Consider the following 16,639-nt stretch of genomic DNA (forward strand, 5'->3'; position numbering starts at 1 on the left):
GTATAGAGACAAGCAAACTTTTTTTCCTAAAAACAAAATCGAACTCTTTTGCGTATGATAAACCAATTCAAGCGAAAAGGGGAGAAACAGATGACTTCGTATTTGGACTGGTTGGCGGAAATGGGGATCGACGGCGCCCATCCAGGCGGCTTTGAGTTAACAAAAAATATATTACGTAAACTTCATATTGACCGTTCATCCTCGGTGCTTGACGTCGGCTGCGGAACGGGACAGACCGCAGCGTATATTGCCGGGCAGTACGGGGCGGATGTGACGGCGATCGATCTCCATCCAACAATGATCGCTAAAGCGAAGCAGCGCTTTGCCGCCATGGCTGTTCCGGTTCGTCTGCACCGCGCTTCGGTCGAAGCGCTGCCGTTTCCCGTAGAAACGTTTGACCTCGCGCTTTCCGAGTCGGTGCTCTCCTTCGTTTCACTGCCGAAAGCGCTCGCCGAAATTCGCCGGGTGCTCAAAAAAGGCGGCACGTTCATCGGCATCGAAGCATGCCATGAGCGGTTAACCGCCGCCGCGCAGCAGCGAATCGCCGCCTTTTATGGCTTCCGGCAGCTGATGACACCGGCCGAGTGGAAAGGGACGCTTGAACAAAGCGGATTCTGCTGCCGCCATTTTTCCTACACAGCCGCGGCGGAAGCGCCGATCCAAGGGGCGCCGCTCATCATCGCCTTTCCTTCGACGCCGGAGATGGCCAATATGTGGCAGACGCATCAACAGCTGACGGCGCAATTCGGCGACCGGCTCGGCTATTGCGTCTTTTGGTGCGAAACATAACCTTCATGCAGCCATCGCCGCCGCGCCAAACAAAATAAGGATGTCCTCTTTCGAGTCAGTGAACAGCGCAGCTGGCCTAAAAGGACGCCTTTCTCCATGAGAGGCATAAAATGTTGTCCTGCAGGAAACGTTCATCGTGTATACGGCAATGAAAAAAAGGGGCCCCACTGCTTTTGGGACACCCCCGTCAAAACTTTTTGAGCTCTAGGAGGCTGGTGATTTCGTACAAAATACTGCTAGTTCCAGCTGTTTCTCAATTAGAAAAACCTTGAGAAATCAGCCTTCTTTTTTGGCGAAATGCCGCTGATTTGCTCGTGACAGCCGTTTTTCACCGGCCTTCTAGTTCTGCTTACACTTTTTTTACTGTTTGAAAATATTCTTCAAGCGTCAAGCCGCGCTCTTTGATCACTGCGGCCGCCTTCCGTCCGACATAGCGAAGGTGCCACGGCTCATACTTGTATCCGGTCACCGCTTCCTTTCCTTTCGGGTAGCGGATGATGAACCCGTACTCGTGCGCATGGGCGGCAACCCATTGCCCTTCTTTTGTCGCTCCGAACGCCTCCGTCAGCTGATAGCCGGCCGAGCGGCTGCTAATGTCGACCGCAAGCCCGGTTTGGTGCTCGCTTTGCCCCGGATGAGCGACCACTTGAACGGCTTTTTCTTCCCCTTTTTGCCGCACTTCTTCGGCAAAAATCACTTGTTGCCGCTCATACGACCGATAAGCAGAGACGGCCACAAGCTCAATGCCGTCGCGGCGGGCAGCGGCAAACATCTCTTCAAGCGCCGCAGCCGCCTCAGCCCGCATATGCCGCTTTTCTGCCTTCGGGTCATCAAAAGAAAACGGCACGCGCGGCACGACTAAGTCGGCCGGCTTATAGCCGGGCGGAAGCGACTGTTCTTTATTGACGAGCACTAAAATGTTGTCCGGATTCATGATCACTTTTTGCCCATTTTGCACCTTGATGACGTTCCAATATTTCTCCTCAAGCTGCAAGTCGGGGTCAACCGGACGGTCGTCTGTTTTGCCCGCTTCACCGCCTCCGGGCTGCACCGCGCTTTCCGGAGGCTGCCCGGATGGGCCGGCTGGGCTGCGGTCGCCGCTTTCTCCTGTTTGGCAGCCGGCGAGCAATAGGCACGCCAGCATTGCCGCTTGCCATCGCTGCTTCATTCGTCTTCCCCTTTTCCGTTTCCTAGCAAGTCGTTACACACCGCTGCGGATCGCCGCTTCAAGCGCCACTTCGATCATCTCGTTAAACGTCGTTTGCCGTTCTTCGGCCGTCGTCTCTTCCCCGGTGACAATATGATCGCTCACGGTCAGCACAGACAACGCCCGGCAGCCGAATTTCGCCGCCAGCGTATAGAGCGCCGCCGTTTCCATTTCGACAGCCAACACGCCGTAGCGAGTCCACGTTTCCCAGTTCGGCTCATCGTTATAAAACAGATCTGCCGTAAAGACGTTGCCGACTTTGAGCGCCAGCCCTTTTTCCACGCCAACGTCATACGCCGTCCGCAGCAAGTGGAAATCAGCCGTCGGCGCGTAATCGCGGCCGCGGAAAATGAGCCGGTTCATGTTCGAATCCGTCGATGCGCTCATCGCCAAAATGACGTCGCGCACGCGCACATCCGGCTGAATCGCTCCACACGTTCCGACACGGATGAGCGTCTTTACTCCATAACTTCGAATTAATTCATTGACATAAATTGAAATGGATGGCACACCCATCCCGGTTCCTTGTACGGAAATGCGGTGCCCTTTATACGTTCCGGTAAAACCAAGCATGCCGCGCACTTCGTTGTAGCATGCTGCTCCTTCTAAAAACGTCTCAGCAATATATTTGGCACGCAGCGGATCGCCCGGCAGCAAAATGCGCTCGGCAATCTCCCCTGGTTTTGCTCCGATATGTACGCTCAATGCGATTCCTCCTTCTGTTCAAACGATCATGATCAAGTCAGACTCTTGTTTATCATATCATATGTTTGCGGAAAATGGCAGTCTCGTCTCGAGTAGCTAGGGCAGCGAGCGGGTATACTATTCGTGCCCACTTGGCGGGAAAGGAGGAAAGACGGTGAAAAAGAAACTGGAGCAGGCGGTGGAATACGCCAATAAAACAAATCCGTCGTCAAAAGCAAACAACCAACCGTCGACGTCAAAAAAAGAAAAGACAAAATTTTAAGGGAGAACTGCTCTCCCTTTTATGACGTTTTGGAACGGTAATCGTCGCGGTGGCGGCGCGCCAAATACCTTTCGTTGATATACAGCACTTTTTTATCTTTGCTGCGCGTATATTTCTTCTCGCGCCTGCGCCGCCTAGCGAGCAGCCAGCAAGCGAGCAAATACAGCGGCAAAATCAGCTGCATCGCTCCGGCGAAAACGTACCAAAATCCGCTGATATCGGCCAAGTCGCGCAAGTAAACGTCAATGCCGCCAAGCCGATAGTACGTAACAGCCACGATGGCAACAACGGCGACGATATTGGCGGCGTGGAGAAGAGGAATGCTTCTCCAACGGAACAAAAACCGCTCGACCTGCCCTTTGATCCAAAGCGACGCGGCGATCAAGACAACACATAAAAGCAGCGACAACGCAAGTGCGGCCATCGTTTCGTCCCCTTCCCACATCTCTTCTCTTTTATTCAGCCCCGCCCGTCTAAGGCCGCTTGCAAACATTTTCCGCCGATGAACCCCCCTTTTGCCGCATACACTAACGACGACAACGGTTCAAGGAGGGAAAACGATGGGCAAAAAACACCGCAACCGCATCAACGGGCAGAAAAAGAATAACCATATTCCAAAAGAGGCGTTGATCGCCGAAGACGCGGCGCACGCCAAAGAATATTCCGCCGCCGGCGGCCGGAAAAACGGTCCAGGCCATCACGATAACCCCGAATCATAATTAATCGTAGAAACCCTTGTGCCACACAAGGGTTTCTATCGCGGTTCCGACGGTTCGACTTCGTCCCAAGCAAGCGTGACGACTCTCGTATAGTCTCCGCGTTCGATTTCTTCTTTCGTTGCTTTTTCGTTCAGCTCCTCGTCATCATCAATTCCTGGCGCCACCGTCGGCGCATCGCGGCGCTGGCTGTGATTTTCCACCGAATCCGCCCCCTTTCCTTTCTTATCCGTTCCCTAAACCGCCAGGCTTTATTCGGCATTTTTTCTTTTATTATACCACCATCAGCCATCAACGCGCGATTATATTTTTGAATATTCCGTCAACAAACACGCTGGCGCTCCACCGGTTGCCAGCCATCCGGGCAGAGGCGGTAATACGTCTGTCCTTTCCGTCCTTCATCGATGAGCACAATATCGCCCGTCCCCATAAACCGGGCCTGGCAGTTTTTCGGCATCAAATCCGCCACGTTAAACATTCGGTACAAGATCGACAGCGCCTCGTGGTGATCAGCCGCCGTCACCGTAAGCCGGCATACTTGACGATAGCCTCTCGTTTCCCCGAAGCGAGGCGTTTGAAAAATGGCCGCTTCATAAGCGCGTTTTGCCATCCACATCTTTTTCCCCCATAAACGAACCATTGTTTTCCTCTCCCTTCCCCTGATAATCGACCGTCTGTATCCTATACTATTAGTGATTGCGTTTGTCGATTCCTTCGGCAAAACGGCGCACCTTTTGTCGAAGCGGTCGCAGTCTTTTGACAAAATCCGCGATCTATGCAAGGAGGGACACTGGATGCCGACTCGTCTGCTCGCCTTATTGCGCCGCCCGCTCCAATACGCGTACCGCTCTTTTTTATACCGCCACCCGGTTCGCCTCGCCGATGCCGACTTGCTCCGCCGCATGATGACCGCCCGTCTTTCCTCTTCGCCGCCTAGGCAACTCAGTGCCGAGGAAGCAGCCATCGTCGACGCCATCCGGCAGAAAACAGCGGAACATAACCGCAACAACGTCACGCGTACGGCGGCCTATTTGGCGTTTTTCGAGCGCCACTTGGAAATGCACTGGGCGTTTTTGGCTCACCTCGTCTCGCGTAACGGTGGCTGGAACATGACCGACTTGCGCGGCGGCCTCCTCCCGTTGTTGTTGCCAAAAGAAACGGTCGCACCGCTCTTTTTGTTTTTGGAGCGAGCCAATGCGCTCATTTTTCACGACGCTTATCCGCAGCTTTTGTTGTATGAGGAAAGCAAGCGTCAAGGAGCGCCGCTGTTTCATTTGCTGCCGTTTTTCTCCGTCTCTTCGTTTATGAAGCCGCTTTGGGAACATTTTTGGGAAACGGGCGACGCCGCGCTGCTTACCGTCGCCTTAATTATTAACGAACAGCAGTACATCCAGCTTCGCGTCATTGAACACCCGTTTTTCCGCGCCCGCGTGCTGTCGAGCTGGCCGTTTATCGCCGAGCAATGGCTCGGGTTCAATGATGTGCTCATCCCTCTAGCCCGCGGCCGCAGCGGCCCTTTAGTTGGAACGACTGTGCGCGATTTTGCTGATGTTTATCACCGCATTCACATCGGCAAAACGCTGTACAGTTTGCTGCTGTTTGACCCGCGCCTGTTTCGCCGCGCCTACCGCTTTGCCCGCTGCGTTCCCCATAGCGGCTCGCGCGCCGACTATTGGCCGCAAACGTTTGCCGCAACATATGATGGACGCCGCCTGTACAGTCCTCGTCTCGAGGCCGCCTGGCCGGATCTTGCGCACTCTTTTGGCGACCGGCGCGACTGGTTCACTGATGACAAGATCATGCGGGCGCTTGAAACGCTTCCGCTGCCGGCCTCGGGCGAAATGACAGACCGTTACAAGCGGCATTTGGCCATGATGAAAGCGGCCGCCATCGCGGCGGCCAAGCCGGCGGGCGTCTCCCCCCGCCTCGAACATCATAAAAACGACGAGGGTTACTCGTCGTCGGCATCAATTTCTTCATCGATAATGCATTTTTCTAGCAAATAGTCAAACGTAATATCAGCGAGCTCCTCAAGCTCCTCCTGCGTCGGCACAAAGCCGCGGCGAATGAGTTCTTGGTAAAAAAACTCGGCGATTTCCTCCGTATCAATAATCACTTCAATTTCCTTCACCGCATCTCGCCCCCTTTGTAATGTTGTATGTCGCCGCCTTCCGTTTTATGTCAAAAATCATGTTGTACTACTTTTTCCGTCTTCCCCATACATATGTACTAAACAAAACAAACATACGGAGGGCGGAACGAAATGGACAAGCTGACTGCATTGGATAAAATGATGGAAACAGTTGTCAACGGGCTGGCTGCGCTCGTCATCTTCGCCGGCATTCCATATTTTCTCTTTATTCTTTGTCAATTTCTATTATGGTGATTGACGATCGCTTGTAAACGCTGAACAACCGTTTCCATCATCCGTTTATATTGATCATCGCCAAACCATTCATACAGCGCTTTATAGTCGTTGTACATATCGAGCAGCTCGTCGACCGACGGTCCGCTGTTTTCGCCATGAGCCGGCGGCAGCAAAAGCGACGCGTTCATCGGTGTGGCGATCACAATGTCCTGCACGAGCGTGACGAACGTTTCCTCCCCGTCGGCAAGCGGAATAATGTCTTCAAGATGAACTTCAATTTCCCAGCCGTCCGTCAGCCGCTTCAATTCATAAATCGTCTCTTCCCATCCTTCCCCGTAGTAGCGGTAAATTTCCGTCCGCACCCCGACGACTTTGAACAAATGGCCGCCATAATCGCGGACGCGGACAATTTCACCAAGGAAAAACGGCAGCTCAATTTCAATTTCCTCAGCGATCCATAAATCGCCTGTAAACTCAGACAATAAAACGAGTGCCTGCTCGGTAAACAAACTGTGGCCATGGTTAATTTCGTATAAAAACGTGCCGTCAATTTGTTGGATATCGGTAACGGTTCCGACCGTTCCGTACAATGTGTTGACAACGATATCGCCGACGGAAAATTTCGGGCGTTTCGGCGCGCTCATCGGCATCTCCCACCCTTTTGAACAAATGGTTAGTATAGTATATGCATGCATGAAAGGGTGGACACCTTTGCCAGCGCGGAAAAAGCGGTTTGAAAGCGCTACCAATATACAAAACAGGAGCGCTTTCCTAGTTACGCTTCGTGCAAAAACTGCTCCCACAGTTCATCAAAAATGACCATGCTTTCCAAATAGTCGCCGTGTAACTCCAAATAGCCGCTTAATTCTTCATAATCCGCCGATCCTTTCGGAAAGCTGTGGTCGTCATACGCCCCGTTCGCAAACCGCACGACTGGGTCTTCTTCACGCCCGTGGCGGAAGCGCAATAAATAGCGGTAAAACGATCTTGCCATGCTTCCCCATCCTCTTCCTTTCTCTTTGTTGCTATTATAATGAGCTTTTTCATGTTTGTGAAGCCTTTTTTCGCCGCTTGTATTGCCATCGTACGCGCTAAGCCTGCTTTTCATGCCAAAGATAGAAGACTTTCATGAATCCAAATGCAACCATCCTTTCCGTAATACGAGCGAAGAAGCGCGAATATCCTAGCCTCCCCCACTAATCGGGCTGCCTTCGATCATAAAGCCCCCGCGCATCGGCCGCCACTCCCGGCATGCCGCCTCCGCCTGTCACCACCTCGAGCGGCGCGCATGAAAAAGAGTGCCCCGAAAGCAGCCGGGACACCCTTATCCGTTGCTAGATACGCGCTGAACACTTCGGTAATACCGTACCTTCCATCTTTCCTAAGGAAAAGCGGCCTTTGAGGCCACCCCTCAACCGTTATACAGCGCCGGCTTGCGGCGCCGGAGCAAACTCGATCTCAAACCCAAGGTCTTCGAGCATCCTGTAATCGGCCGACTTTTCCTGCCCGGCAGTTGTTAAATAATCGCCGACGAAAATGGAGTTGGCAACATACAACCCGAGCGGCTGAAGCGAGCGCAAATTCACTTCTCGTCCGCCGGCGATGCGAATTTCTTTTGTCGGGTTCATATAACGGAACAGCGCCAATACTTTTAAGCAATAGCGCGGATTCAATTCATTCGTTCCGGCGAGCGGCGTCCCGTCGATCGCATGCAAAAAGTTGACGGGAATCGAATCGGCATCGAGCGCCCGCAGGCTGCGCGCCATATTGACAACATCCTGCCTCGTTTCTTTCATGCCGATAATGACGCCCGAGCACGGCGAAAGCCCCGCTTCCTTCACCGTTTCGACCGTCCGCACCCGATCATCATATGTATGGGACGTCGTAATATGCGGATGGTGTTGTTTCGACGTGTTAATATTATGATTGTAGCGGTCCACCCCCGCCTCTTTCAGCCGCGCAGCTTGCTCCGGTTTTAGCAACCCAAGGCAGGCGCACACTTTCAGCCCGAACCGTTCCTTAATTTCTTTGACAGCGGAAACGACCGCGTCTACTTCCTTATCGCTCGGCCCGCGGCCGCTCGCGACGATGCAATACGTTCCGATGCGCAAACGGTGCGCTTCTTCGGCCCCGCGCAACAGCGTCTCTTTATCGATCATTTTATACGTCTTCACTGGTGCCGTCGACACGGCGGACTGCGAACAGTAGCCGCAGTTTTCCGGGCAAAGGCCGGATTTGGCGTTAATGATCATGTTCAATTTCACCTTATTGCCATAATAAGTTGAGCGGATCCGGTATGCCCCTTGCAAAAGAAGGAGCAACTCCTCGTCCGGACAGTCGAGCATCGCCAACGCCTCTTCATCAGCCAGTTCGTACCCTTCAATCACTTGTTCGGCTAACGACAACCAGTTGGCCATTTTTCCTCTCCCCTTTCCCATCATTACATTTATCGTAACGAACGGGCCGAATGATTGTCAACTTATTTTTATTATCGGTTTACTAATATGCGCAGCAGCCAAACAGCAACAACCTTAGTGTTGTGAACTCCGCCCTCAGCCAGCGCAAAAAACAGGCCGTCGTTTTTTTGGACAGCCCGTCCGGTTTCCTTTACTTAGCGCGTCAATTTTTCAACGATGTCGCGGGCGATCCAAACGCCGCAAGCGCTCGCCTGAGCGAGGCCGCGCGTAATGCCGGCGCCGTCGCCGCCGACATACAGCCCGGCGATTTCCGTTTCAAACCGATCGTTCAGTTTTGGCCGCGCTGAATAAAACTTCGCCTCAACGCCGTAAAACAGCGTATGCTCAGACGCGAGCCCCGGAGTGACATGATTGAGCGCTTCTGTCATTTCGATTAAACTTTTCATCGTGTTGTACGGCAGGACAAGGCCTAAATCGCCCGGCACCGCTTCTTTTAACGTCGGTTCAATAAACCCTTCCTTGATCCGTTTCTCCGTCGATCGCCGCCCTTTTAAAATGTCGCCGTATTTTTGCACGATGATGCCGCCGTTAGACAAGGCGTTCGCCAGCCGGGAAATGTCACGGGCGTATTCGTTCGGCTTATCAAACGGATCAGAAAATTTATGCGAGACAAGGAGCGCAAAGTTTGTGTTGTCGCTGCCGAGCTTCGGATCTTTGTACGCATGGCCGTTGGCAAGCATAATCCCGGAATGGTTTTCGACGACCACATGCCCGGACGGATTGCTGCAAAACGTCCGCACTTGCGTCCCCACTGACGTGTTGAAAATAAATTTTCCTTCATATAAATGCTCGTTAATTTCCTGCATCACAATGTTCGACGTTTCGACGCGCACCCCGATATCAACTTGGTTGTTAATCATCCGCAGACGGCGCTTGCGCAACACTTTGTTCAGCCAGACCGAGCCGTCGCGCCCCGGGGCGATGACGACTTTTTCCGCCGTCAACGTTTCACCGTTTTTCAGCATGACCCCTTTCACTTCATGGCCGCCTTCCGTCCGTTCCGTCACGATATCATCCACTTCTGTTTGAAAGCGCATCGCAATCCGCTCGCGCAAATATTCAAAAATGCTTTGTAAAATCGCTAAGTTTTGCTCTGTTCCTAAATGGCGGACATAAGCCCGCAGCAGCTTCAGCCCAGCGGCATAAGCGCGCCGCTCGATCTCTTTCACTTTGTCTGTCATCGGATCGGTAATCGACGTCGTCGCCCCGTGTTTTAAGTTGATTTCATCCACATAACGGATGAGTTCAAGCACGGTTGAGGCCGGCAAATAATCGGTCATCCAGCCGCCGAATTCGCTCGTGATGTTGAACTTGCCATCCGAATACGCCCCAGCCCCGCCGAAGCCGTTCGTAATCGAACAGGCGGGCACACAGCCGGCGTAATCTTTTTTGCCGGCCGGCGGCGGGCATTTCTCAATTTTTTTCTGTAAAATCGGACAGTTGCGCCGATATATATCATGCCCTTTGTCAATCAGGAGCACGTTCGCTCCGGGCAGTTTGAGCGTCAGTTCGTAACAGGTGAAAATACCGGCCGGCCCGGCGCCGACCACAATCACATCGTAATGATTGGTCATTGTGCCATCCCCCATTTCTTCTATTCCATTCGGAAGTATACGAGACATTCGTTGATTCGTCAAGAAAAAATACGAACTTTTAATGCAAAAATGGTCATGAACGTTCGATTTTATTGCTAGTTGTGCAAAACGAAAAAAATTGGTATGGTGAGAGAAGACATAAGGAAAGGGAGGAGAACGGATGCGCTTTTTTGTAAAAAATTTTGTAAACGGCATGCTGACGATCGTGCCGATTTTGTTGGCGGTCTATGTGTGCTACAAAGTGTTCGCTTTGTTGGACGGGCTGCTTGGCCAGTACGTCCGCCCGTATTTAGATGGCCGCTACATCCCCGGCCTTGGCTTGCTCGCCACGGTTGCGCTCATCACGGTGTGCGGCTGGCTGTCGACGCAATATGTGAGCGGCCGCCTCATTCGGCTTGTCGATCGGTTGCTTGAAAGCATTCCTTTGATGAAGACCGTTTATTCGGTCGCTAAAGATACGATCGCTTCCTTTGTCGGGGAAAAACGGTCATTTTCGCAAGTCGTGCTCGTTACGGTGCCCGAGAGCGGCTGGAAATGCCTCGGTTTTATTACAATGGACGATGTCGGCGCCTGGCACGATCCGCTTGCCGATTATGTGGCTGTCTATATTCCACAGACGTTTCAAGTCGCCGGGCTTACCCTTCTCGTCCCGAAAGAGCAGGTCGAAGTCATTGACATCTCGCCGGAAGAGGCAATGAAGTTTATCCTCTCCGGCGGCGTCGCGGCCCGCAAGCAAAAACGGCTGCCCCAATGACAGGGCAGCCGTTCATATTGCCAGCCGAAACACGTGTTTGCTGACGAGAATCCGTTCGACCGTCAAAAATATCGTTTTTTCCAAAAGATGTACGCGGTCGCCGCCGACAGCGAACCGGCAAGCACCATAGCCACGGCAAAGGCGTACGGGGAGTGCTGGAACGGAATTGGCACGTTCATGCCGTAAAAACTCGCCACCATCGTTGGCAGCGAAATGATGATCGTAATGGCGGTCAAAAATTTCATCACGATGTTTAAATTGTTCGAGATGACCGAAGCGAACGCATCCATCATGCTGCTTAAAATGCTGCTGTATACTTCCGCCATTTCGATCGCCTGCTTGTTTTCAATGATGACATCTTGCAACAAATCTTGGTCATCTTCGTACATGCGCAAATAGTTTAGGCGCATGAGCCGCTCCATGACGATATTGTTCGCTTTCAGCGACGTCATAAAATACACTAAGCTTTTTTCCATGCTAAGAAGCGAAAACAGCTCCTTGTTTTTCATCGACTGGTGCAGCTCTTTTTCGATTTCGCTCGTCCGTCGGTTGATTTGCTTCAAATAGCGCAAATAATACGTCGAAATCATGTAGAGCATTTGCAAGGCGAACCGCGTTTTCATAAACGTGTAAAAGTTTTTGATCTTGTTTTTTGAAAATTCCTCAAAAATCGGATTTTCTTGCAAACAGACGGTGATAAAGCACGTATTCGTAATAATCATGCCAATCGGAATCGTTTCGTACATCGGGCCGTCGACTTCGTCATGGGCGACGATCGGGATGTCGACGATCATCAACACATGGTTATCCTCTTTTTCGATGCGCGACCGCTCTTCGTCGTCAAGTGCATCTTTGATCGAGTCGATCGGAATGTCCAAATGGTGGGCGATGTAACGAATTTCATCCTCCGTCGGGGCGACGAGGTTGATCCAGCAGCCGTTTTCAATCTGGTCAATTTCCCGCATTTTGCCGCTGGCATCGGACAAATACATTTTCATCATCTGGCATCCTTCCTCCTTTTCACGCGAGGAAGGCGGCGTCTCTTCCTTTCCGCCCGGAGCCCGTTTTCGTATGATGAGCAGCGGGCGAGAAAAGGAACAGGCCGCGTTCCCCGCTATATTCGGGTTCCGGTTCGTTCGAGCTTGAACTACTCATATACGAAAACGCCACTCCTTTCAAAAAATATCCCTCAAATAATGATAGCGCGGACCGGCCCGTTTGTATAGTAGCTGCCATGAAAAAAAGCAGCCTACTGGCTACTTTATTCATCAAAAACCATTGCTGTTCCGGCCGCCTTATTCACTTGATGGCGTCGTGTTGAAAAAATCGGGCGCTTGTTTGCCGGTTGGTTGTCGTTCCGAGCGGTGCGGATGTTTTTTGCTGTTTTTCTTCCCCATCACCCCGTCGGATTCGTAGCTTAGCGCAAATGGCCGTTTTTTATTCACCGCCCTCACCTCCTTCGCTATTACTGTTTGCCGCCATCCGCTATTTTACTCGGGCGAATGAAGGCAAGAGGCCGCCACTTTGTGGAAAGTGTTTGATCCTAACATTGTCAGCCAATGTTCACACAATCATTTTACCGGCCGCCGCCTATTCGCTTATAATAAACAAGTGAGGAGGGGAAGCCATGAACATTGTGATCACGAAAAAAGCGTTTGATTGGTACAAGCGGGAGCTCGGACTGAAGCCAGGCGATGCGATTCGCTTTTTCGCCCGCTACGGGGGATGCAGCACCGTGCAAAAAGGGTTTTCGCTCGGCATGGCGAAAGACGAGCCGGCAGGAGAGCCAGCGGCGCAGACGACGGTTGATGGCGTGACCTTTTTTGTCGAAGACAGCGACCAATGGTATTTTGACGGGCGCGATTTGACGATCGATTTGGACGAAAAAGGCGATGAACCGATATTTTTGCTCCAATAAACGGCGAAAAAGCTAGCCTTGGCGCTAGCTTTTTCGAATGATGGCGATCGTGCAGCGGGAGACGCAGACGAGCTGCCCTTGTTCATCAGTGATGCGTATATCCCACACCATCGTCGTCCGGCCGCGGTGCAGCACTGTTCCCGTTGCCGTCACCGTTCCGCTGCGGACAGCGCGAATATGGTTTGCATTAATTTCCAATCCAACGACGTTTTCTGTTTGCGGATCGACAAGCGCATACGCGCCGATGCTCGCCACCGTTTCAGCGAGCGCGACCGAGGCGCCGCCATGCAGGAGCCCGGCCGGCTGGTGCGTGCGCCGGTCGACCGGCATCGTTGCCACGACACGTCCTTCGCCGAGCTCGACCAGTTCGATGCCAAGCGTATCAATTAACGTATGTTTCGCCATTTCTTTCACAGCTGTCAAATCGATCATGATCCCTTCTTCCCCCGTTTCGTAAACCGTTCCAGCTCATCAAGCCGCCCTTCTTGCCGCAAAATGCGCGCTTGCGTCTCACCGAGCAAATCAAAGTGCGGAAACTCGTTGCGCCGGTCGATCCACTCTTCTTTCAGCCCGTATTGCCGCCCCCAAGCGGCCAGCTTATCGATGTCGCCGCAGCCGACTTTCGTCACCGTCGTGCAATGCGGAAACCGTTCGTCATACCAATAATGGGTCAAAAAGGCGATTTCCCCGCGCTTTACTTTCTCTTTCCACGCCGCGAGTTCATGCCGGCGGATGCCAAACGCCATCGCACCGATCCCCTTTACCGTTTCGCCCGCTCGTATGCTTCGTGCCAATCGGGAAAATATTTGCGAATGACGATCGGCCGAAACGTCTCGCGCTTGACGCAAACGTGCTGCGACTTGCCGGTCACCGCCACTTCGCCGTCCGGGGCGAGAATTTCGTATCCATACGTGACACGGATGCCGTCATAAGCGTCGATCCATGTGCGGACGGTCGCCGTCTCCCCGTAGTGAAGCGGTTTTTTGTACGACACTTGCAAGTCGATGACCGGCGAAATGACGCCCTCTTTCTCCATCTCGGCGTAATGGAAGCCAAGCTGTTTGATTAACTCCGTGCGCCCCACTTCCATCCAAACTAAGTAGTTCGCATGGTACACGACGCCCATCTGGTCCGTTTCCGCATAGCGCACCTCGATTTGTTTTTCTGCTACTTTCACGTTCGTTCTCCCTCCATTTTTTGCCGGGCCTCCTCTTTATGTTACCACTCGTCCGTTGGCTCGCTCAAGCGGCAAGAAAAAAATGAAGCCGCCCCGATTCGGGCAGCTTCGTTTATTGGTAGCCGTGTTCACGCGCAGCCGCTTCATCCTTAATTTCCGCGCGCATGGCGGCAATCGCTTCTTCGCGGCGGCGATTTTTCTCGCGAATTTGCTCCCGCTCTTCGGGGGAAGCAAACTGCATTGTTTCTTCGGCTTTTTCGATGTTTTCAATTGTATTTTGCACCATATCTTGCAACTTTTCAACGTTGTCGCTGCGGTCATCCGGTTTCGGACGTGGCATGACGCTTCCTCCTTCACGCGAGTTTCGGTTCATTCACCCTTCGTTTGGATGACTTGGGCGTGCTGGCCGGACTGGTCTTGCATTTGTTTGCCTTTGTTTCCCCCGGCGGCGCGAGGCTGTGTTCCGATATGGTTCGGCACAAAATGTTTGCGGCTTCCTTTCGGATTGCTCATCATCTTCGCCTCCTCGCCATCTAGTCTGTCCGCCCGGAGGACCGCTATGCATGGGTTATTCTGCTTTCTTGAGCATCCGCTCTTCCAGCTTTTTCTCGATCTTTTCGAGCGCTTCCCGGTCATTTAACAATTGTCGCTTATTCTCGCTGATCAATTCTTGGAGAGTCATTTTGCGGGATCGTCTCATCGCTCCAACCTCCCCTCATTTTTATTGTAATCCTATTCATGCCCAAAAAAGATAAAAATTATGACAACTTTTCGAAAAATAACGAATCAAGAAAAAAGCCCTTTCGCTAAAACCAGCTGATAGTTAACGAAAGAGCGCTGTTTCTTTCTCGAGCTGAGCGGCGGTCACCGGACCGACGATTTTTTGCCGGATGACGCCGTTCGGGTCGATGATATAAGTCGTTGGAATCGTTTGAACCCGATATTGATGGAGCGCCTCGCCGCGGACATCGAAAGCGACCGGCAGCGTCAGCTTCTCGCTTTTCACAAATCGCTCCGCGTTATCGAGCGTATCTTGTGTGGTCAGATGGACAGCGAGCAACGCAACTTCACGGCCATGCTGTTTGTAAAACTTCTCAAGCTCCGGCATTTCCTTTTTGCACGGCGGGCACCATGACGTCCAAAAGTTAAGGACGACCGCCTTGCCGCGCAAATCGGAGAGCTTGACCGGCTCGCCGCCAAGCGTCGGCAGCGTCAAGTCGGGGGCTGCATGGCCGATTTCCGGGCCGATTTCGGTTTCGCTTGTCTCATTCGGTTTCTCGGCGGCCATCGCATCCCAAAGGCCGTATCCGGTGACGGCTAAAAACAAAAGAACGACCAACCATTTTCGCACCTTCTTCCCTCCCTGCCGGCCAGCGCCCCGCTTCGCGTCCAGCGCCCTTTGCCGTTCTGTCCATGATTATAGCACATACGTTTGTCTTTGCCAACGCTGCTGCTCACGACAAAAAAACGAGGGGCGCGCCCTCGTCGTTACCGGATGTTCTTATGGTCATTTTTCATTTTTTCCGCTTCCACTTCAGCGTAGGAAGCGAATTCGCTCGTCCATTCGTTAAAGCCGTTTTTCTTTTTCGCATTGTTGTTCCGTTGGGCATTAGCATTGCCGAGCTTTGTCCGGCCCATGCGCTCTCCTCCTCTTGTTCAGTCGGTTCACGCATAGTATCGCCCGCCGGAGAAAAACTATGCACAGGCCAAAGCGCTCGTAGCTAGACGTTTAGAAAACACCTATGCAGAAGATGATGGATCGCCCGTTTCGACCGGATGATCCAAGTAGGAAATCCAATCGCTGAAACTGCCGACATACAGCCGGACATTTCGGTAGCCGGCTTCTTTTAAGGCGAGCACGTTCGGACAGGCGGTGACGCCGGAGCCGCAGTAGACGATCAACGGCGTCCCGCGGTCAAGGTCGGCGAATCGCGCCGCTTGATCGGTTGCGCGTTTCCAGTAGCCGCCTTCTTCCACCCCATCTTTCCAAAACCGGTGCACCGCTCCCGGAATGCGGCCGGGACGGCGGTCGATCGGTTCTTCCAAACCGATGTACCGCTTCCACTCGCGCGAATCGATGAGCACGGCCGAGCGGTCGCGCACAGCGGCGCGCACCTCGTCGACCGTTGCGAGCCATGACCGGTCGGGCCGCGGCTGAAACCGCCGCGGCGCTACCGCAGGAATAGCGTCCGTCACCGGGCGCCCTTTCCTTTTCCATTCGCTGTAATTGCCGTCTAACACGTAAACGCGCTCATGGCCGAAATAGCGAAGCAGCCACCAACAGCGCGCGGCCATCGCCCCATCTTGATCATCGTAGACGATGACCGTCACCGTTTCATCGATGCCGGCGCGGCCAAACACGGCTGCTGCTTGAGCGGCCGATGGCAGCGGATGACGTCCGCCATGCTCCGCCACCGGACCGGACAAATCGCGCTCCAAATCCATATACACCGCACCGGGAATATGATCGTCCTGGTAAACGGCCGCGCCTTTAGACGGGGCACCGAGCCAAAACCGGCAATCAAGAACGCAGATGTTTTCCTCGGACAAATGGGCGTGCAGCCATTCGTGGGAAACAAGAGACGCCATGTTCTTCTCCCTCTTTTCGTTTTGCCTGCCGATCAACCTGCCCACGGGATTCATGCGCGCCAGTCGGCACCACCCCTATGGG

General features: G+C 53.0%; 27 protein-coding genes. 6 read left to right on the forward strand and 21 right to left on the reverse strand.

The features are described 5' to 3' along the window. The first annotated feature begins 90 nt into the window (after positions 1-90). Positions 91-789, forward strand: coding sequence for a class I SAM-dependent methyltransferase (locus IC803_RS08980; protein WP_081207507.1), 699 nt, complete (start codon positions 91-93; stop codon positions 787-789). 349 nt (positions 790-1,138) lie between these two features. Here IC803_RS08980 and IC803_RS08985 read toward each other — a convergent pair whose 3' ends face one another. From IC803_RS08985 to IC803_RS08995, 3 genes are all read right to left on the reverse strand, one after another. Further along, positions 1,139-1,957, reverse strand: a complete 819-nt coding sequence (locus tag IC803_RS08985; RefSeq protein WP_081207508.1) for a M15 family metallopeptidase — start codon at positions 1,955-1,957, stop codon at positions 1,139-1,141. A gap of 33 nt (positions 1,958-1,990) precedes the next feature. Continuing rightward, complete coding sequence (gene deoD / locus IC803_RS08990) at positions 1,991-2,701, reverse strand: purine-nucleoside phosphorylase (protein ID WP_081207509.1); 711 nt, start codon at positions 2,699-2,701, stop codon at positions 1,991-1,993. Positions 2,702-2,982: 281 nt separating this feature from the next. Further along, complete coding sequence (locus IC803_RS08995) at positions 2,983-3,387, reverse strand: hypothetical protein (protein ID WP_081207510.1); 405 nt, start codon at positions 3,385-3,387, stop codon at positions 2,983-2,985. Positions 3,388-3,523: 136 nt separating this feature from the next. Here IC803_RS08995 and IC803_RS09000 point away from each other — a divergent pair, with 136 nt between their 5' ends. Further along, positions 3,524-3,682 (forward strand): hypothetical protein, encoded by a 159-nt coding sequence (locus IC803_RS09000; protein WP_017437412.1) that lies wholly within the window; start codon positions 3,524-3,526, stop codon positions 3,680-3,682. Positions 3,683-3,717: 35 nt separating this feature from the next. On the opposite strand, the gene IC803_RS09005 is transcribed toward IC803_RS09000, so the two are convergent. Together IC803_RS09005 and IC803_RS09010 are read right to left on the reverse strand one after the other, a co-directional pair. Further along, positions 3,718-3,882, reverse strand: coding sequence for a hypothetical protein (locus IC803_RS09005; RefSeq protein ID WP_168157884.1), 165 nt, complete (start codon positions 3,880-3,882; stop codon positions 3,718-3,720). Between the two features lie 119 nt (positions 3,883-4,001). Then, positions 4,002-4,319: a hypothetical protein gene (locus tag IC803_RS09010; RefSeq protein WP_081207511.1), complete on the reverse strand. Its 318-nt coding sequence runs from the start codon at positions 4,317-4,319 to the stop codon at positions 4,002-4,004. Positions 4,320-4,473: 154 nt separating this feature from the next. On the opposite strand from IC803_RS09010, the gene IC803_RS09015 reads away from it, so the two are divergent. Then, entirely contained in the window at positions 4,474-5,685 is a 1,212-nt protein-coding gene (locus IC803_RS09015) for a DUF2515 domain-containing protein (protein WP_223811948.1), read from the forward strand. Here the strand turns inward: IC803_RS09015 and IC803_RS09020 are convergent. Continuing rightward, positions 5,631-5,810 (reverse strand): YozD family protein, encoded by a 180-nt coding sequence (locus IC803_RS09020; RefSeq protein ID WP_081207512.1) that lies wholly within the window; start codon positions 5,808-5,810, stop codon positions 5,631-5,633. The genes IC803_RS09015 and IC803_RS09020 overlap by 55 nt on opposite strands. 132 nt (positions 5,811-5,942) lie before the next feature. Between IC803_RS09020 and IC803_RS18380 the strand changes: the two genes are divergently transcribed. Further along, entirely contained in the window at positions 5,943-6,065 is a 123-nt protein-coding gene (locus tag IC803_RS18380; protein ID WP_255396836.1) for a hypothetical protein, read from the forward strand. Here IC803_RS18380 and IC803_RS09025 read toward each other — a convergent pair. The 4 genes from IC803_RS09025 to IC803_RS09040 all read right to left on the reverse strand — a co-directional run bounded on the left by IC803_RS09025 (position 6,047) and on the right by IC803_RS09040 (position 10,098). Beyond that, the gene (locus tag IC803_RS09025; RefSeq protein ID WP_081207596.1) at positions 6,047-6,691 is read right to left on the reverse strand and encodes a hypothetical protein; all 645 of its coding nucleotides are present in this window, start codon (positions 6,689-6,691) and stop codon (positions 6,047-6,049) included. The genes IC803_RS18380 and IC803_RS09025 overlap by 19 nt on opposite strands. Positions 6,692-6,822: 131 nt before the next feature. Next, positions 6,823-7,041: a YozE family protein gene (locus tag IC803_RS09030; protein ID WP_081207597.1), complete on the reverse strand. Its 219-nt coding sequence runs from the start codon at positions 7,039-7,041 to the stop codon at positions 6,823-6,825. A gap of 424 nt (positions 7,042-7,465) precedes the next feature. Continuing rightward, complete coding sequence (gene bioB, locus IC803_RS09035; protein WP_081207513.1) at positions 7,466-8,464, reverse strand: biotin synthase BioB; 999 nt, start codon at positions 8,462-8,464, stop codon at positions 7,466-7,468. Positions 8,465-8,658: 194 nt separating this feature from the next. After that, complete coding sequence (locus IC803_RS09040) at positions 8,659-10,098, reverse strand: NAD(P)/FAD-dependent oxidoreductase (RefSeq protein WP_081207514.1); 1,440 nt, start codon at positions 10,096-10,098, stop codon at positions 8,659-8,661. 181 nt (positions 10,099-10,279) lie between these two features. On the opposite strand from IC803_RS09040, the gene IC803_RS09045 reads away from it, so the two are divergent. After that, complete coding sequence (locus IC803_RS09045) at positions 10,280-10,873, forward strand: DUF502 domain-containing protein (RefSeq protein WP_081207515.1); 594 nt, start codon at positions 10,280-10,282, stop codon at positions 10,871-10,873. 62 nt (positions 10,874-10,935) lie between these two features. Here IC803_RS09045 and IC803_RS09050 read toward each other — a convergent pair whose 3' ends face one another. Both IC803_RS09050 and IC803_RS09055 read right to left on the reverse strand, forming a co-directional pair. Beyond that, positions 10,936-11,874, reverse strand: coding sequence for a magnesium transporter CorA family protein (locus IC803_RS09050; protein WP_081207516.1), 939 nt, complete (start codon positions 11,872-11,874; stop codon positions 10,936-10,938). A 294-nt stretch (positions 11,875-12,168) separates the two neighbouring features. Continuing rightward, positions 12,169-12,318 carry a hypothetical protein gene (locus IC803_RS09055; RefSeq protein ID WP_190304185.1) on the reverse strand — a complete coding sequence of 50 codons (150 nt, stop codon included), beginning with the start codon at positions 12,316-12,318 and terminating at the stop codon, positions 12,169-12,171. A 182-nt stretch (positions 12,319-12,500) separates the two neighbouring features. Here IC803_RS09055 and IC803_RS09060 point away from each other — a divergent pair, with 182 nt between their 5' ends. Next, complete coding sequence (locus IC803_RS09060) at positions 12,501-12,791, forward strand: HesB/YadR/YfhF family protein (RefSeq protein ID WP_081207517.1); 291 nt, start codon at positions 12,501-12,503, stop codon at positions 12,789-12,791. A gap of 24 nt (positions 12,792-12,815) precedes the next feature. Here IC803_RS09060 and IC803_RS09065 read toward each other — a convergent pair whose 3' ends face one another. From IC803_RS09065 to IC803_RS09105, 9 genes are all read right to left on the reverse strand, one after another. Next, on the reverse strand, positions 12,816-13,223 hold the full coding sequence (locus IC803_RS09065) for a hotdog fold thioesterase (protein ID WP_081207518.1): 408 nt from the start codon (positions 13,221-13,223) through the stop codon (positions 12,816-12,818). Beyond that, a complete protein-coding gene (locus tag IC803_RS09070) occupies positions 13,220-13,537 on the reverse strand; it encodes a hypothetical protein (protein ID WP_081207519.1) in 318 nt (105 codons plus the stop codon). The genes IC803_RS09065 and IC803_RS09070 overlap by 4 nt, the downstream gene beginning before the upstream one ends. 14 nt (positions 13,538-13,551) lie before the next feature. Continuing rightward, positions 13,552-13,968: an acyl-CoA thioesterase gene (locus IC803_RS09075; RefSeq protein WP_081207520.1), complete on the reverse strand. Its 417-nt coding sequence runs from the start codon at positions 13,966-13,968 to the stop codon at positions 13,552-13,554. Between the two features lie 112 nt (positions 13,969-14,080). Further along, the gene (gene tlp, locus IC803_RS09080) at positions 14,081-14,308 is read right to left on the reverse strand and encodes a small acid-soluble spore protein Tlp (RefSeq protein WP_063166027.1); all 228 of its coding nucleotides are present in this window, start codon (positions 14,306-14,308) and stop codon (positions 14,081-14,083) included. A 29-nt stretch (positions 14,309-14,337) separates the two neighbouring features. Further along, positions 14,338-14,481 carry an acid-soluble spore protein N gene (locus IC803_RS09085; RefSeq protein WP_011231056.1) on the reverse strand — a complete coding sequence of 48 codons (144 nt, stop codon included), beginning with the start codon at positions 14,479-14,481 and terminating at the stop codon, positions 14,338-14,340. Between the two features lie 55 nt (positions 14,482-14,536). Then, positions 14,537-14,668, reverse strand: a complete 132-nt coding sequence (locus tag IC803_RS09090) for an FbpB family small basic protein (RefSeq protein ID WP_011231055.1) — start codon at positions 14,666-14,668, stop codon at positions 14,537-14,539. Positions 14,669-14,791: 123 nt separating this feature from the next. Next, complete coding sequence (locus tag IC803_RS09095; protein WP_081207521.1) at positions 14,792-15,319, reverse strand: TlpA family protein disulfide reductase; 528 nt, start codon at positions 15,317-15,319, stop codon at positions 14,792-14,794. A 137-nt stretch (positions 15,320-15,456) separates the two neighbouring features. Further along, positions 15,457-15,606, reverse strand: coding sequence for a hypothetical protein (locus IC803_RS09100; RefSeq protein WP_008879304.1), 150 nt, complete (start codon positions 15,604-15,606; stop codon positions 15,457-15,459). A gap of 102 nt (positions 15,607-15,708) precedes the next feature. Next, positions 15,709-16,557, reverse strand: coding sequence for a sulfurtransferase (locus tag IC803_RS09105; RefSeq protein ID WP_081207522.1), 849 nt, complete (start codon positions 16,555-16,557; stop codon positions 15,709-15,711). Between the last annotated feature and the right edge of the window lie 82 nt (positions 16,558-16,639).

It is taken from the genome of Geobacillus sp. 46C-IIa (assembly GCF_014679505.1).
Classification (GTDB): domain Bacteria; phylum Bacillota; class Bacilli; order Bacillales; family Anoxybacillaceae; genus Geobacillus.

Excerpts from the sequence above, each read along its gene's own strand:
- IC803_RS09010 (WP_081207511.1), bottom strand. The coding sequence starts at position 4,319 with ATGGTTCGTTTATGGGGGAAAAAGATGTGGATGGCAAAACGCGCTTAT.
- IC803_RS09045 (WP_081207515.1), top strand. The coding sequence starts at position 10,280 with ATGCGCTTTTTTGTAAAAAATTTTGTAAACGGCATGCTGACGATCGTG.
- IC803_RS09070 (WP_081207519.1), bottom strand. The coding sequence starts at position 13,537 with ATGGCGTTTGGCATCCGCCGGCATGAACTCGCGGCGTGGAAAGAGAAA.
- IC803_RS09050 (WP_081207516.1), bottom strand. The coding sequence starts at position 11,874 with ATGATGAAAATGTATTTGTCCGATGCCAGCGGCAAAATGCGGGAAATT.
- IC803_RS08995 (WP_081207510.1), bottom strand. The coding sequence starts at position 3,387 with ATGGCCGCACTTGCGTTGTCGCTGCTTTTATGTGTTGTCTTGATCGCC.
- tlp (WP_063166027.1), bottom strand. The coding sequence starts at position 14,308 with ATGCCACGTCCGAAACCGGATGACCGCAGCGACAACGTTGAAAAGTTG.
- IC803_RS08980 (WP_081207507.1), top strand. The coding sequence starts at position 91 with ATGACTTCGTATTTGGACTGGTTGGCGGAAATGGGGATCGACGGCGCC.
- IC803_RS18380 (WP_255396836.1), top strand. The coding sequence starts at position 5,943 with ATGGACAAGCTGACTGCATTGGATAAAATGATGGAAACAGTTGTCAAC.
- IC803_RS09030 (WP_081207597.1), bottom strand. The coding sequence starts at position 7,041 with ATGGCAAGATCGTTTTACCGCTATTTATTGCGCTTCCGCCACGGGCGT.
- IC803_RS09025 (WP_081207596.1), bottom strand. The coding sequence starts at position 6,691 with ATGAGCGCGCCGAAACGCCCGAAATTTTCCGTCGGCGATATCGTTGTC.
- IC803_RS09065 (WP_081207518.1), bottom strand. The coding sequence starts at position 13,223 with ATGATCGATTTGACAGCTGTGAAAGAAATGGCGAAACATACGTTAATT.
- IC803_RS09060 (WP_081207517.1), top strand. The coding sequence starts at position 12,501 with ATGAACATTGTGATCACGAAAAAAGCGTTTGATTGGTACAAGCGGGAG.
- IC803_RS09090 (WP_011231055.1), bottom strand. The coding sequence starts at position 14,668 with ATGAGACGATCCCGCAAAATGACTCTCCAAGAATTGATCAGCGAGAAT.
- IC803_RS09015 (WP_223811948.1), top strand. The coding sequence starts at position 4,474 with ATGCCGACTCGTCTGCTCGCCTTATTGCGCCGCCCGCTCCAATACGCG.
- IC803_RS08985 (WP_081207508.1), bottom strand. The coding sequence starts at position 1,957 with ATGAAGCAGCGATGGCAAGCGGCAATGCTGGCGTGCCTATTGCTCGCC.
- IC803_RS09000 (WP_017437412.1), top strand. The coding sequence starts at position 3,524 with ATGGGCAAAAAACACCGCAACCGCATCAACGGGCAGAAAAAGAATAAC.
- IC803_RS09040 (WP_081207514.1), bottom strand. The coding sequence starts at position 10,098 with ATGACCAATCATTACGATGTGATTGTGGTCGGCGCCGGGCCGGCCGGT.
- IC803_RS09105 (WP_081207522.1), bottom strand. The coding sequence starts at position 16,557 with ATGGCGTCTCTTGTTTCCCACGAATGGCTGCACGCCCATTTGTCCGAG.
- IC803_RS09100 (WP_008879304.1), bottom strand. The coding sequence starts at position 15,606 with ATGGGCCGGACAAAGCTCGGCAATGCTAATGCCCAACGGAACAACAAT.
- bioB (WP_081207513.1), bottom strand. The coding sequence starts at position 8,464 with ATGGCCAACTGGTTGTCGTTAGCCGAACAAGTGATTGAAGGGTACGAA.
- IC803_RS09085 (WP_011231056.1), bottom strand. The coding sequence starts at position 14,481 with ATGAGCAATCCGAAAGGAAGCCGCAAACATTTTGTGCCGAACCATATC.